This is a genomic window from Bacillus sp. GW823-FHT06B01 (assembly GCF_058952315.1).
In genome coordinates this window covers 252,841-267,934 of record NZ_JBXAHR010000005.1, presented here as the reverse complement: position 1 = coordinate 267,934, position 15,094 = coordinate 252,841, and the positions used below count along the sequence as shown (strand labels likewise).

Here is a 15,094-nt window from a genome sequence, read left to right as displayed (position 1 = left end):
AAAATAAAAACCATCAATTGGAAGAAAATCGTTATAACTCCTCCTTATGGTAATTCCTTTGTAAACCTTTTTATTTAAATGTATAATTGTATTAAAAGCCTAAAATTACAGAATTGTATGACGGTGTCATGAAAAGTTTTGGTACGTTAGTAATCTCTACCGTCATTTCAGCAGGCTTAGTGTATTATAATATCGATTCCTTTTATAATAAATTTACATCCGGGAATACATATTACTGGGTAAACGGTATCCTAGCTGCTGAATTCCTTATATCCTTAATTATCAACATAAAAGATATCATCAAGAAAAACTACACAACTTCTGAATCAAATTAAGGAGCCTATTATGGTTCCTTTTTCTATGCAAAATAAAAAAGCAGCTGTTAAGCTACTTTGAATTCTTCTTATCCCCAAATGAAATGATATATATTCTCCCGTTACACGTTCATTAATTCCAGCGACCCTAGCGAATCTCATTAAGTCCGCCCCTAGAAGAAAATACACCGAGATCGTAACTGGTACTTGTGACCACATGAATTGATAAAGCTCATTCATTCTCTGATTCGTCGAAACGATTAAATCATTTACAGGTCCATGATTCCATGCAGAGGTTTGAACTGAAGTGAACGGAAGGTCTTTCTCATTAACCACTATTCTTACCACACTTTGAGTTATGTCCATAACAATCCCATCCACCATTACAGAATTTAGACCTGTTTCTATACTCATATTCTTGATTAATAATAAATGTTTAAGGCAAACCCCTATTTTCATTTCTACTCAAAAATAATTTAAATGATTCTTCTTTATTTCTCAATATAAGGAGCCTTGGATTTTTATTAAAACTCCTGTAGTATATGAACAAAGAGTAAGGTAAGAGTTACTCTTTGCCATTTTAGGAAAGGTTCTGTTGGAAACAACAGGACCTTTTTTCGTAAAGAGATGGTTTTGTTTAATTTCTCACCACTAACCATAAAAATATCTTATAATCGTTATATAATAAATTAAAATAATAGATTAGGAGTAGATCAAATGCCAGTCACACTAGAACTTATTCTTTTCATTCTTCTAGCAATTAGCGCTATTGGCTATTTAGTAAAAGAATTTCAAAAAACTAGGAAAAGAACACTTGGAATTTCACTAGAATTCTTGGTTCTTTTCTGGTCAATATGGAGAATATCGACTATCATAATCTGATTTGTAAAACATGAATTCCTTCGAATAAAAATCAATATTATGTCCATAATGTTAATAGGCTGTATGCCAAAATCCATTTAGTTTTCTCTGTATCTCCTTGTATTGAGCAGTTAGTTTTTGCTAGCTGCTCTTTTATTTATGAAAAAAGATAATTTTTTTATAATGATTCTTCTTTATTTCTCAATATAAGGAGCCTTGGATTTTCATTAAAACTCCTGTAGTATATGAACAAAGAGTAAGGTAAGAGTTACTCTTTGCCATTTTAGGAAAGGTTCTGTTGGAAACAGCGGAACCTTTTTTCGTGATTTAAAGGTACTAAGACAAAAATGAAATATTTACCATGAAGGTAGTTGTTAAATATTTTACGCTTATACAGTATAATGGGATAGTTATTGTGTATTGGCATTAAGAGGAGCGTCCTGATTAAGCGCTTCTCTTTTTTTATAAAATAGCTCCAAATTACTTGGACACATTTACCAGTTTATTCAACACAAATATCATGTTAAAATCCCTTGTGAATACGACATAACTCAACTTGGTGAAGCCCTGTAATATTTTCTGTAGGGCTTCTTTTTTTACAAGCAGTTATTTCATTAAGCTGACTACCTTGTTGTGCAAAATAACGATTTTGTTCACTTTTTTGATACATTTATAAAACATTCATATGTTATCTTCAGTAAGTTCTATTTCCTTTATAATATTGTGTGAAGTATAACAACGAACAAAGCCTAAAAAACTCTAATGAAGTGATGAAAAAAACCTAATTTCTCTACAAAACATTGAGAAATTAGGCTTTTTAATAGAAAAAGTAGCATTCATAAACAATGAATACAGTTTAACTCTTCAATTCTATTTTCACAGATTCATATATTCTTCTAAAGTCAGTTTTTCCTTATATATATTTTCAGCAATATCTCCTACATAGCGAATATGCCAAGGTTCATATGCATAACCCGTAATACTTTCCTTCCCCTTAGGATAACGAATGATAAACCCTGCACGATGCGCGTTTTCTTTCAGCCATTTTCCTTCCTTCGTATTCGCAAAGGATAGCTCTAGTTCATTGTTCGCACTTTTAGAAGAAACATCCATCGTTAACCCTGTTTGATGTTCGCTATGCCCTGGCTTTGCAGAGAAGCGATCCGTATGCTCTTGCCCTTTCTTTTTAACATTGTTGGCATACAGACCTTTTTGATACTCATAGGAACGAAATCCTGAAACAGCATTCAACTGGATCCCATCTTGCTTAGCTAAAAGGAATAGTTTTTCTAATGCTTCCGCTGCTTCTTTACGAAGATGACTCTTTTCTACCGTTCCACTAAATGAGAACGGTACATTTGGTACAACTAAATCCTCTGGCATATAGTCTTCGGGTAAACCATATTCCTTATTAACTACAGCCTGTACACTAGCAAAAGAACTTGCTATCTTATTTGCAGTCCTATTTTGCTTACTATTTTTTTCTTTATTTATGGAGTTTTCACTAGTTTCATGGTTTGTCTTATATGGTTCTTTACCAATAGATATATTGGTGTAAATAATAAAGATACCTAACATTACTACTATACAAGTTAAGGTTCCTACTAATTTAAGTCTCATCATTCATTTCCTTCCTGCAACTCCTACTGTTACTCATTCATCATACTTCAACCATATCAAATCCATATTAATTCCCTGTGAACTTTTCTTCATAACGTATTCCTTAATAGATTGATAGTATATCTTCCCTTTCTTTTGACACCCTTAAAATATCAGCTCTATTCATACATGTAGAAAAATAATCTAAAAATTTGTATAATGGGATAAGAAGTGTAGCATTCTATTATAGAAAGGTCTTGGTATAATGCTAGGTATTGATGTCAAAAAAACAAAAGAAGAGTTAATTATTTCATGGCAATTTGCGGAGGTCACGATTCCATTACGTGATGTAATCGAGGTTACCGAAGATGCTACCTATGCGGGTGTTGAAGAACCAAGTGCAATCCGTATCGGAACAGCATATGGGACAACTGATCGTATATTAATTAGAACTGTAAAACAAAATTATGTATTATTTACTACAAACAAAGTGTCGATTTTAAACGCAATTCACGCGTAACAATGAGTAGATAAACGCGCTTAAACAAAGTTCAAGTGAAATATGAAGGTGCAAAGTCATAGAATTGACTTCGCACCTTTTTTAAAACAATCTATATGAATGAAAATTCCCTTTAACATTTCAGTAAGGCCAAAGCCACTTCTGTCACACCATTCTACTTTGTGTCCCATTTATCTAAATTGAAGAGATAACGCTCTCTTTTTTTGATAAAATTATCTCTATAATGATAGCAGGAAAGGATTTGTTGCTTTATCACGGCAGAAAAAACACAGTTTGTAAAAAAAGAGCATTATATCCCCCAGTTCTCTATGAGACCTTTTGAAATAGCTAAGGGATTTTGTCTCACAGTGAATTTAGAAGCTGACACTTTGGAAGCTAAGGAAAAGAAAACAGGGAATTATTACAACAACTCAAAAATAATCAAATAGATTAAAATACTGTAAATAGAACTAAATTACTAACATAAAAATAAGCACATCCTGTAAAAACAGATGTGCTTATTTTTTAATTTCTATGCATTTTTACGTTTTAAGAAAATTACTCCACCAACAATTAGCAGTAATGCTCCTGCAGCCATAGAGATCCAACTTGTAAGGTCAGCACCTGTTTGCGGTAACCATCCAATTTTAGATTGAACTTCTTTCTTAGGTTGTGGTTGTTCTTTTGGTTGTTCTGAAGTTGGAGTATTTTTATCTTGATGCGGCTGTTCTGGTTTTGGTTGTTCCGGTTTTGGTTGCTCCGGTTTTACTTCTTTAAATTTCACCGTTTGCCCCTTATCTTCGATGTCAACGTGAATAGCTACCAAGACATTATCTTGATACAATTCTTCAAACACTACCACTTCTTTACCTTGTAATGCAGAAGCATTGAATGTGAAATCGAGTGTGATAGAGCCATTTTTCTCTTTTGCAGTAAACTTAGATTCTACTGTTACTTCTTTACCATCAACTAATAATGGTTTTTTTGTTGCTTTATCCATTAGTTTTCCTTTTACTACGTACTCTTTACCCACGATTAAGTCTTTGTATTCCACTTTATCTTGGATTGTTACAGTTTTAGAAGCGTCTAACTCTTTAGAACCATCAGCTTTATTTGTAGCTGTCGTTTTAATAGAAGGCTCTACAAATCGAACTGTTTGACCTACATCGTTAATATCAGCGTGAGTTGCAATTACTTTACCTTCATGCAATACGTCTTCAAACACAACTACTTCTCTTCCTTGCTGTTCAGCACCAACGAAAGTAAAGTCTAATGTTACAAAACCATTCTTTTCTTTTGCAATAAATTTAGTCTCAGCTGTTACTTCTTTACCATCAATTAATAATGGTTCGTTAATAGCTTTGTTCATTAATTTTCCTTTTACAGTGTACTCTTTACCAACAACTAAGTTAGTGTACTCCACTTTATCCTGAATTGTGATAGAATCCTTTGAATGAATCTCTTTTCCACCATCAGCTTTGTTTGTAGCAGTTGTTTTTACTGATGGCTTAACGAACTTAACTGTTTGACCTTTATCATTGATATCAGCATGTGTAGTAACAACTTTTCCGTCTTTCAGTAACTCTTCGAATACTACTACTTCTTTTTCTTCTAAACCAGTTGCATCAAAAGTGAAATCTAGTGTAATAGAACCAGCTGCTTCTTTTGGTGTAAACTTAGTTTCAGCAGTTACTTCTTTACCATTTACAACAAATGGTTTATTAGTCTTTTTATCCATTAATTTACCTTTTAAAGTGTACTCTTTACCTACTTGTAGGTCTTTGTATTCCACTTTATCTTGGATTGTTACAGACTTAGAAGTGTGCATTTCTTTTGTACCATCGGTTTTATCAGTAGCTGTTGTTTTTACTGATGGAATCTTTTCATCTTTGACAATATGTTTAATGATGTGACCATTCTCTTTGATCTCAAAAGAGAATATTTCTTCATTCAATACATAACCTTTTGGTGCAACAGTTTCTTTATATGTGTATTTTCCAAATGGTAACTTTTCAAACTTCGCGATACCTTTATCGTCTGTTTTCCCTTTAACTACTTCTTTTCCTGCTTCATTATAAATAGTAAACTCTGCATTCGGAAGCTTATTGTTTCCATCAGCTACATCAACTTTTGTAATTTCTAGATCACCTTTGATACGATGATTAACTGCTAATAGCTCAATAATTTTTCCGTGTTCCTTTATTTCGAACACAATTGGTTCTGTAATAAGAACGTAACCATTTGGAGAAGCCTTTTCTACAAATGAATATTTACCATACGCTAAATCTTTGACATTAACTTCACCATTTTTATCTGTCTTATATTCCCCAATTACTTTCCCGCTTGCATCTTTTAGCTCGAATACTGCACCTTCTAATTTTTTACTGATATCTTCATTATCTACTTTTAGTAATTTCACAATACCTTTCACTTCTGTATTTTCCACTGTAAAAGTAAGTGTTTTATTGTGCTCTTTAATTTCAAAAGGATACTTTGTTTTATTTCCAATATATCCATTAGGTGTTTTCGTCTCTAAGAAATAATATTTACCATACGTAAGACCATCAACATTTGCAATTCCATTTTCTTTTGTTACTACTTTTTTCGCTTCTTTTCCATCTTCAGTAAAGACCGTGAATTCAACATTAGGCAACATCTTACCTGAATCACTACGTTTTTTTATTTCGATGTTACCTTTTACTTTGTTGTTTACTACTTGAACAGCTCCTATTTCCCCTGTCTTAACTTCAATAGTTTGTGGTTTATCACCTGAAACATAACCTGTTGGTGCTTTAATTTCTTTTACTGTGTAGGTACCAATTGGTAGGTTATTTAATTCTGCAGTACCATCAGCACCCGTCGTTATTTTTCCAACTGATTCATTATTTGCATTAAAGACTTCAAATACTGCACCAGCTAATATTTCTCCATTTTCCCCAACCTTTTTAATTTTTAAAGAACCAGCAGCTTCCCAATTTACTGCAAGGTCACTACTAAGCTTTTCCTCATTTCTTTCTAGTAGCACTGTAGCATTCTGAACAGTATCAGTACCGCGATAAGCAATTGCTTGAACTTTAGTTAAATTTGCAGCAACACTTAGATTAAATTCACCTGTTTTTATATCTTTAGGAATTTGGATACGGAATTTTTCCCCAAGTGAAAGCTGATCTTTCACTTCTCCATTTTCACTAACAATTTTAACTCCATTAGGTGCATTTTTCGCTACTACTTTATAAGAACCACTCTTAGCATTTGTTTGTACTGTGTATAGGTTTGTTTCAAAAAACTCACCCTTTAATTCTGCCTTTTGCTTTTCAGTAGGAATCACATTCATAAAAATATCTTGAGTATCTTCACTTGTATTTGCAGCATTAATAATTGTCTTAGCCGCTTTTTCAACATTTTTATTTTCATGCTTTAATTCATTTACATCAAGTTGACCTAATGCATTCCAAACCGCAAGCTGAGTTGCATAATGTGCTTCATTCTTATTAGCTACTCCCAGTTGTTCTATACTTTTTTGTGGGAAACCATTTAATAGAACCCTATATACTACATTATCTGTTTTTCCCATTTCAGGAAGATCTTCACCATTTGGTGATTTTAAGCCAAGAGTTAAACAATAAGCAATTTGACCGCTTGAATTTTTAATAATTTCAGTTCGGATATCCTTTCCTAAACTGTTGCTATAACTCCAGTTCATTGAATACTTTTCATGCGTCATAACCTCCGCATTTGCCTTCGGTAGAAACACATTAAAGAATAATGCTAGTACTGATAATAATGCAAAAACTCTTTTAACAACTCTTCTCCCCAATTTTAAAACCTCCCTAGATAAAATGAATCTGATGTATTATTTAAATATTTAAAATAATCACAACGAAGATATTTCATATTATAAGACATAAAGTTACAAATATTATATTATTTTTACAAATTATTTATTTTCTCAACATCCACTAAAAATTATAATATTTAAATATTATAATTTTAAAAAGTAACGATATTAGGATACCTTAACAAAATAAGAAACTTGGTAAAATGCTAGAATAACGGTAGTTGGAGTACGGAAACGATTCTTGGCATGAAGGACCACTACAAAGATATTTTAATATGTAAACAGATATTTTCAGATTGAATATATGTATTAATAATGAAATTTTATTGCATTTACACCTGCAATGTTTATATAAAAGGTTGTAAATTATGTTTTTATAGGATTTTTTCTATTAGTTTACTGGAAATTTGCATTATTATGTGACAATAAATATCATTGTATTTAATATAAAATGATATAAAAAAAGGGTATGTAAATAATTATCAGAACTTTCGATTAATTAATTATACTAAAATTAGTATTAAGAATATTAGCAAAAAAAGTAACAACGTTATTACAAAGTTCGAATATTGGTCTAAGTACCCTAGCATCTCAATGGTAACCTCTTGAATACTTTTACGTTTTTAAATAAATTAAAATAACAAAAAAATAATAATTTTTAATTTTTTCTTTGTAATTTAATAAGTTGCATGTTAATATGGCGAAGGTTATAAAATGGATTTCGCCATACACAATGTTTTTTCGGAATATTCACTCCAGAGAAACGTAACTATTTCAGTAATTTGCTTCATCTTTTACCTATACAAGGGCTACTTTCAATTTTTTTGTTCATAAGTAAAAGTAACTTTTTATTCTATCTTCCTCATCGATTTTAATATAAATGGTAAAAAAGCACTTTTTCAAGTGCCCTTCCTTTTCTTTTTTAAAGATAGAAAATCTAATAAAATCAAACACCTAGATTAAACACAGACATAATCCTACTTACAAACTCTCAGAGAGGTATAAACTATGGGAATTCCTACACTATTATTAAATACATTTATTATTATTATTTGTATCCTTAGTTACCAAGTATTTTGGCTAGAACATAAAGAAAAAATGGCATGTAATAATATATTAATTTCTGTACTTTCCTCCATTGCAATTATTTTTTGTATGACTTTTCCTTTTCATTTACACGCTGGGTTCATTTATGATTTACGTTTTATTCCCATTATATTAGTTTTTCTATATGGAAATACAAAGAGCATTATTTGTATTGGAGTTTTATATCTTTCTTATAGATTTTACTTAGGTGGAAGCGGAGTCTTCCCATCATTTATTATCTTTACTATTATTTCTGTTATTACAATCATGTTTCGTTACTTGTCACCTACTTATTTCAAGGAAAAGAAGATATTATTAAGTATTCTACTTATTTTGATATGTACAACTTCCCTTTCTATCTGCGGTATTGTAACGCAAATAGATACAGGTGGTAAAATTGACTCTACTCTCATTGAATTTTTATTCAATTATATAATCATAAATATTTTCACAGTATTATTATCAGTTTATTTAATAGAAGGAATGATCAAGAAATATAAAATAAAAGAAAGAATGCAAAGAGCAGAAAAATTTTATATAGCTAGCGAACTAGCTGCATCGATCGCGCATGAAATTCATAATCCACTGACCACGGTACGTGGATTCACTCAATTACTAAATGAAGATGTGAGTGCTAAGATGTCTCAAGATAAGTACTTAGAAATTATGTTACTTGAAATGCAGCAAATACAATCTACTATTAATAACTATTTATCTTTAACCAAACCACAAAATATTATAAAAGAGGAACTAGATATTAATTACATATTAAATCAAGTGAAAGATAATATTTCACCACTCGCGCTTTCATATAATGTTGAAATAAAACAGCATATTACAACAGATTCCCTTTACATAAATGCTAATCCTGAAAAATTAAAAATATGTCTAACCAACATCATACAAAATGGAATTGAGGCTATGAAAAATGGTGGTGTATTACAAATAAATATACAAAAAATAAAAGATAATATTGTAATTGATATCATTGATACAGGAATAGGAATGTCTTCCCAACAAATAAAACGTATTGCCTTGCCATTTTATTCAACAACAGAAAAAGGTACTGGGCTTGGTACTATGATTGCGTACAGTATTATTAAAGAATTAAACGGAGATATAGAGATAGAAAGTGAACTAGGAAAAGGAACACACTTTTCTATCACTATCCCCTGCTAATATAATAGAAGATTTATTTAAATGATATTATTTTGTGGCTAATATACCCATATAAAAAGAGGACGTAACTATTCGTCCTCTTTTTGTATGGTCCTGGTGCAAAAATGTTAGTTAGAAACATAGAGTAGCAATTTCCTTTTCATTTCTATCAAATTACATTTTTTGAGGTGTGGTCCCCGAAACCCCGAATTATTCACGTACCCCTAGCAAACGAGAGCACTCCCTCTTACGAGAGTAATCCTGTATCTCTTGCTTTTTGCACGGCTTCTTCCCGATTTTTGACTTCTAGCTTGTCATAAAGAGTAGAGGCATAATTTCTAACTGTGTCATTTGATAAGTAAAGTTTCGAAGCAATTGTTTTATAACGGATTCCTTGAGACAAAAGATTCAAAACCTCTAACTCGCGTTTCGTTAAGCCATACTCTTTTCCATCTGACTTCAATTCGACTGACTCTTCCTCATCATTTCCATCCCACATCTTATGGAACAAATCTTGGTCAATCATCGTGCCTCCCCGATAGATGAGGCGAATCGATTCAGCTTTCTTTTCTTTGCTAATACCCTATGAGTCGCTCTTCGATTCTAACTTTTCATCTGTCACACACAGTAGTGTCAAAATGTCATAACTTGTAGGTCGTGTGTATAAAACTAGCCGTACTCCGCTCTATTTTTTATGTCATGCATGAATATGACGAAAGGTCACTAGTTACTATGACTTGCTACTTGCTACACTCGGCTCATACACTAACGAGCTGACAACTCGTTGTGCAAACAAGAAATCTTCAATCTCATAAAGGAGTGTACAAAAATGAAAAAAGTAATCAATAAACTGGGGCTCGTCACAATTCTGCTCACTTCTACAAGCATGATTTCTGCATGTTCACAAGAATCATTAGAAGTTGGAAAATCAAAGTCATCGACACTTGCAACCAATATCAAAATGACGAAGGCACCTAATAACAAAAAAGAAGTAGAATCTTTTGCTGATCCGTTATTCGAAGAAAAAATGAAGAAGTACAATGTGAACGGTTCAAGTTTTGTCGTCGTTCATGATGGAAAGATCGTCATCAATAAAGGGTATGGTTATGCAGATAAAGAAAAGAAGATTCCCGTCAATAAGGACACGGTCTTTCAAATCGCTTCAGTCTCGAAAACTTTTACCACCTTGGCCGTGATGCAACAAGTTGATAAAGGAAAGCTTAAACTAGATCAAGATGTACAACAATATCTCGGTGGATTAAAAATTCCCAATAAAACAGGAAAACCCCTCACCCTGTTTGATATGTTGACCTATACCAGCGGCGTAGACCTGCCCGATATCACCACGCTAATCGGGCCTGAATATGTAAATCAAAATATATCTATTAGGGAATTTCTACCTAAACATATGCCGACAGTGGTACGGCCGCCCGGTGAAGCTTATACGTATGACAACTTTGCATTTTTACTCGCAGGATTTGCAGTGGAGAATGTTACAGGCACATCTTTCTCACGATATATGGAAAAGAATATTTTCAAACCATTAGGCATGAAGTCTACAAGTGTGCGCTTTACACCTGACCTTCTCAAAAGAATGGCTACACATTACGGTCCCACTGGCGATCCTCATCCAATAAATGGGCACGCTCCAACTGATGGACCACAAGGAAGCATTTTGTCCACCGGGGAAGACATGTCAAAGTACATGATTATGCAGCTACAGAATGGAAAGTTTGAAGGTAAAGAAATCGCAAGTAAAAAAAGCATGGATATGATGCATACCTACCAAGTTTTCGCAGATAAGACGATTCCTATTGCGACAGTTGGATTTGAAACATATTTCAATGACCTTGCCAACGGTCAACATGTCGTATTAAAGGGCGGGAATATGCCAGGACATTCTTCATTGATGGTTTTGATACCTGAACAAAAAACCGCATTCTTCATGTCTTACAATAATGATTCTATGATGAGTCGAGAAGTGTATGAAGCGTTCATGGATCATTATTTCCCTGCTCCCAAAGCGGATAAAACAGTATATTTCTCGTTAGAGGAAAAAGAATCCCAAAAATACTTGGGCATGTACCAAAACACACGTGCGTTTGCGATCCGTACCCACTTTACCTATGAGAATGGAACGTTGGTCATGGAAGATGAAACAGCTGGCAAACAAGTCCTGAAAATGATTCACCCTTTGTTGTTTGAGGATCCAGAAGGAAATAAGATTGCTTTCCAAAAAAATGCGGCCGGAGAAATCGCATATTTTTATTACACCAGTCCTAAAGGCCTAGGCATTGTTGCTCAATCTCAGAAAATCAATATCAAACCACCTTTTGCAGACGTCCCGCAAAAGAGTAATTATAGAAGCCATATCGACAATCTTCATGCTTTAAACATCATGGATGCTAAAGCGGATAATCTATTCGATCCGATGGGTACGATGACACAAGGAGAATTTACGGATGCCTTGTTGTTGGCACATGGATGGAACATTTTCCCGGGTCAAGCCGAAGGGATTAAGAAGCAATGTATAGCAGGTATACCAGAATATGACCGCGCGACTCCGATTAGCAGACAAGTTGCAGCAACCATGATTCAAAACTTGAAGCAGATTCAACCTGACCAAACCAATCATGTGAAATTGCTCGAAACTGCGGATGCCTGGGCGGTCCAGTCCATTCAATCCCTTGCCTCACAAGGCATCATAGACCCTGGTACTACCATCAATACTGACGGATCTTTTACCTTCCGTCCGAAGGATTTGTTACTGCGTCAAGAAGCGAGCGCCTTGCTCGATTTGGCTTTTGGCTATTATGCACTGCCTATTAAACAGAAATAAGCATTCACCCAAACATGAATCATGGCAAATGTTTAGGGGGGTATCCCATCAGCATAAAGATAAAGGGTTCTGGTGCAAAGATTGCATCTATTTGAAAGAGGTATATAGATTCCTAATGGAATCTATTCTTATGTAGCCATTCCGAATAGTTGATGAATAAACTTCATTTCATTTTGGACAGACTTGTCCCGTAAAATAAGTTGGCCTTTTTTAATGATATGCATAGCTTCTATTCCTGAAAGAATAGATTTAGCTGTACAAAAAGATTTCAATCCCAACATTGAACGAACTCTCTTTTTAATAAAACGATGATCTTGCTCTACAATGTTATTAAGGTATTTTATGTCTATCAAAACTGACTGAAATATGTTTAAAATTCAGTTCAAAAACTCATGACCAAAAACAAAGTTTTATATCAAACATCAAATACCGTTTATGGAACACTCTTAATGTACGGAAAACCAAGTTTTTAAATAAAAAGTTCCTTAGCGTACGAAATTCGCGTTATGTTGGCGGGACCCCATCGCCATCAAGTTAAGATTTTGAAGTACCCCCTAAACGAAAAAATTCTTTCTCTATAGGGGCACCATATCAAAAAAGAAAATTGTAAGTTTAGACACATTTTAGATACAAAATAACCGATTCCTTATACGTTAAGGGACCGGTTATTTATTTTCCTACTTTTTTAGGGAGGTTTTTCTCGTAATGGTCTTAAATGATTGATTTAAGGTTATAAACTTAAATCATAAATAAAAGATAGAGTAAAAACTATATAAGAAATAAATGTAACGAAAACAAGAAAACATATAAACTGAGCATTAGATACATATTGTTCTATTCTTTTTTTCATTTTAATTAGTATTATTTTTCAGATGTGAAGTATCAATTTGAATTTCACCTTTCCAAGACCCAATTACTTTTCCAATTCTATTTATATTTACATCTAAAGTAAGGGGCTGTTTAAAATCGTCTTTTCCTCCAGTAACTATAACAAATGTAGCAACACCTTCGGGTTTATCATTATCACGAATGCCTACATCATTTAATTTTTTACCTGCTGCCATAAGTTCAAAAGGAAGACGGTCATCTGAATCATGGATAAATGATAGTCTCCCTTCATGTTTAATCTCAGGGTTTTCCTCTTGTTGCCCATTAATTTTACCATCACTTTCGAGCTCTAATCCTGATGTATCAAATTCAAATGGTACTAAACTTCCGTCAGCTTTTTCCATTCTATAATGAACTGATATACGTGAATCTGCGATATATAATTCTTTGAAATGTACAGTAATACCTTGATCTGTAATTTTTTCATCAATAGGAATATATTTACCATTCTTCATCATATCTTGTGTGACACCATTTTCATCTTGTATTCCTTCATTTACAACTTTATCATTTGTAATTGCATCAGAAAAATATGAGGCAACATTTGTAGCCGCTACTTGTACTTGTGGAATCATTGCTGTTGTGAAAAGTGCTGCTGCAGCTACTGCTGTATACATGAAACGTTTTGATTTTTTACTCATGTTTGTAAAGAGTCCCTTCTTCTGTTGTTTTTTGTGATTTATATTAGAAACATTGTCTAGCTTGGAACGACTTTCAAATGTTTTCCATGCTTGTTCTATATCAATTTTGATTTCTTGTGGTGAATTTGCAGATTCTTCATCTAGCATTATGTTTTCCCATTGATTTAATTTACTGATTTCTACTAATAAATCTTGGCATGCTTCACATGTATCTAGGTGCTTTGTGAATTCCTTTCTTATATCATGAGAAAGTTCTCCATCAATATATGTTTGAATAAATCCGATATCATAACATTTCATTTGTTATGCCTCCTCCATTTGTTTATAAATCTTGCGAAATTTCATTTTGGCTCGGACCAATAATGTTCCAATAGAAGATATTTCAATTTGAAGTATTTCTGCAATTTCTTTATATTGAAAACCAGAGAATTTCATTAGTAAAAGGGTTCGTTCTCGATCATTCATTTTATTTAGTATCGTTTGTACCTTTGTAATTTCCTCTTTTCTTATCCAATCATCGTCTAATGATGAAACATTTTGTACTTCATGGTATTGTATTTCTTTATCAATCTTCGCTTGTTGCCTTTTTTCAGATCGCAAATGGTTATAAGCTACATAAGTAGAAGATTTAATCAACCATCCAGGTATGTTTTCAATTACTTTCCAGTCGCTACGATATAATTGTAAAAATACTTCTTGTGCTAACTCTTCAGCGATAGATTGATCTTTAACAATCCATATAATCTGTTTCACAGCATAAGCATAGTACTGCTTAAATAAATCTTCAAAAGGCATATCAGAAGCATGACTTTCTTCATTTTTTATGGTTAACATGTTAGTTTAAACCTCACTTTCAATTTGATGCCTGTATTATAGAGAAACCAGAAAAACGGATTTTGTGACAGTTTTTCTGGTTATTTTTTTATTATGTACTAAAAAAAGCATTCATCTGATTAAAAGATAAATGCCAAAAGGGAAATGAAAACATAAAACTATAACTCTTGCAGTAGTTTTCTATTAATGGGGTACCGCCACATCGCTATCAAGCTAAGAAAAGTAAATACCCCCAGAACGAAATTTTGTGCTAACTTGTAGCAAAAAAGCTCATTTTTTTATTTTGGGGTAATTCGGAATTCTTAAGTTGATGGACATGTGGCGGTACCCCATCACCATCAAGCTAAGAAAAGCAAATACCCGAAAATGAGAAAATTGACGTCTCCAGATTAAAACGTACAATTTTCTCGTTTTGGGGGTATTTTAAAATTTCAACTTGATGATGGGGTATGCCCTACTAAACATAAAGTTCGATTCTCTTTTTATCACTTTTTTTAAAAGTACTCGCTGCAATTGTTTTTCCTATTTTTAATTTTT

The 15,094-nt window shown here is 32.9% G+C and carries 8 protein-coding genes and 3 pseudogenes; 4 read left to right on the top strand and 7 right to left on the bottom strand.

Going from position 1 to position 15,094, the window contains the following annotated elements; all coding sequences use genetic code 11:
* Positions 1 to 128: 128 nt before the first annotated feature.
* Positions 129 to 335 (top strand): hypothetical protein, encoded by a 207-nt coding sequence (locus tag AC1Q8N_RS22905; RefSeq protein WP_088110356.1) that lies wholly within the window; start codon positions 129 to 131, stop codon positions 333 to 335.
* 68 nt (positions 336 to 403) lie between these two features.
* On the opposite strand, the pseudogene AC1Q8N_RS22900 reads toward AC1Q8N_RS22905, so the two are convergent.
* Both AC1Q8N_RS22900 and AC1Q8N_RS22895 read right to left on the bottom strand, forming a co-directional pair.
* Positions 404 to 680: pseudogene (locus AC1Q8N_RS22900) on the bottom strand (hypothetical protein).
* Between the two features lie 1,371 nt (positions 681 to 2,051).
* Positions 2,052 to 2,795: a M15 family metallopeptidase gene (locus tag AC1Q8N_RS22895; RefSeq protein ID WP_493521399.1), complete on the bottom strand. Its 744-nt coding sequence runs from the start codon at positions 2,793 to 2,795 to the stop codon at positions 2,052 to 2,054.
* A gap of 244 nt (positions 2,796 to 3,039) precedes the next feature.
* Between AC1Q8N_RS22895 and AC1Q8N_RS22890 the strand changes: the two genes are divergently transcribed.
* Positions 3,040 to 3,294 (top strand): SunI/YnzG family protein, encoded by a 255-nt coding sequence (locus AC1Q8N_RS22890; protein WP_002035246.1) that lies wholly within the window; start codon positions 3,040 to 3,042, stop codon positions 3,292 to 3,294.
* Positions 3,295 to 3,805: 511 nt separating this feature from the next.
* Here the strand turns inward: AC1Q8N_RS22890 and AC1Q8N_RS22885 are convergent.
* Positions 3,806 to 7,090: a VaFE repeat-containing surface-anchored protein gene (locus AC1Q8N_RS22885; protein ID WP_493521392.1), complete on the bottom strand. Its 3,285-nt coding sequence runs from the start codon at positions 7,088 to 7,090 to the stop codon at positions 3,806 to 3,808.
* A 1,029-nt stretch (positions 7,091 to 8,119) separates the two neighbouring features.
* On the opposite strand from AC1Q8N_RS22885, the gene AC1Q8N_RS22880 reads away from it, so the two are divergent.
* Positions 8,120 to 9,376: an ATP-binding protein gene (locus tag AC1Q8N_RS22880; RefSeq protein WP_048543742.1), complete on the top strand. Its 1,257-nt coding sequence runs from the start codon at positions 8,120 to 8,122 to the stop codon at positions 9,374 to 9,376.
* A gap of 226 nt (positions 9,377 to 9,602) precedes the next feature.
* On the opposite strand, the pseudogene AC1Q8N_RS22875 reads toward AC1Q8N_RS22880, so the two are convergent.
* Positions 9,603 to 9,920, bottom strand: a pseudogene (locus AC1Q8N_RS22875) (response regulator transcription factor); the annotation flags it as partial.
* 264 nt (positions 9,921 to 10,184) lie between these two features.
* On the opposite strand from AC1Q8N_RS22875, the gene AC1Q8N_RS22870 reads away from it, so the two are divergent.
* Positions 10,185 to 12,194, top strand: coding sequence for a serine hydrolase domain-containing protein (locus tag AC1Q8N_RS22870; RefSeq protein ID WP_404519615.1), 2,010 nt, complete (start codon positions 10,185 to 10,187; stop codon positions 12,192 to 12,194).
* 128 nt (positions 12,195 to 12,322) lie between these two features.
* Here the strand turns inward: AC1Q8N_RS22870 and AC1Q8N_RS22865 are convergent.
* The 3 genes and pseudogenes from AC1Q8N_RS22865 to AC1Q8N_RS22855 form a co-directional block, all read right to left on the bottom strand.
* Positions 12,323 to 12,538: pseudogene (locus tag AC1Q8N_RS22865) on the bottom strand (DDE-type integrase/transposase/recombinase); the annotation flags it as partial.
* 507 nt (positions 12,539 to 13,045) lie between these two features.
* A complete protein-coding gene (locus AC1Q8N_RS22860; RefSeq protein ID WP_048543750.1) occupies positions 13,046 to 14,023 on the bottom strand; it encodes a DUF4179 domain-containing protein in 978 nt (325 codons plus the stop codon).
* Positions 14,024 to 14,026: 3 nt separating this feature from the next.
* Positions 14,027 to 14,557: an RNA polymerase sigma factor SigX gene (locus tag AC1Q8N_RS22855; protein WP_048543752.1), complete on the bottom strand. Its 531-nt coding sequence runs from the start codon at positions 14,555 to 14,557 to the stop codon at positions 14,027 to 14,029.
* Positions 14,558 to 15,094: the final 537 nt, after the last annotated feature.

Bases quoted from the DNA above. Each gene is read 5' to 3' on its own strand.
- AC1Q8N_RS22890 (WP_002035246.1), top strand. From the start codon at position 3,040: ATGCTAGGTATTGATGTCAAAAAAACAAAAGAAGAGTTAATTATTTCA.
- AC1Q8N_RS22895 (WP_493521399.1), bottom strand. From the start codon at position 2,795: ATGAGACTTAAATTAGTAGGAACCTTAACTTGTATAGTAGTAATGTTA.
- AC1Q8N_RS22855 (WP_048543752.1), bottom strand. From the start codon at position 14,557: ATGTTAACCATAAAAAATGAAGAAAGTCATGCTTCTGATATGCCTTTT.
- AC1Q8N_RS22880 (WP_048543742.1), top strand. From the start codon at position 8,120: ATGGGAATTCCTACACTATTATTAAATACATTTATTATTATTATTTGT.
- AC1Q8N_RS22870 (WP_404519615.1), top strand. From the start codon at position 10,185: ATGAAAAAAGTAATCAATAAACTGGGGCTCGTCACAATTCTGCTCACT.
- AC1Q8N_RS22905 (WP_088110356.1), top strand. From the start codon at position 129: ATGAAAAGTTTTGGTACGTTAGTAATCTCTACCGTCATTTCAGCAGGC.
- AC1Q8N_RS22860 (WP_048543750.1), bottom strand. From the start codon at position 14,023: ATGAAATGTTATGATATCGGATTTATTCAAACATATATTGATGGAGAA.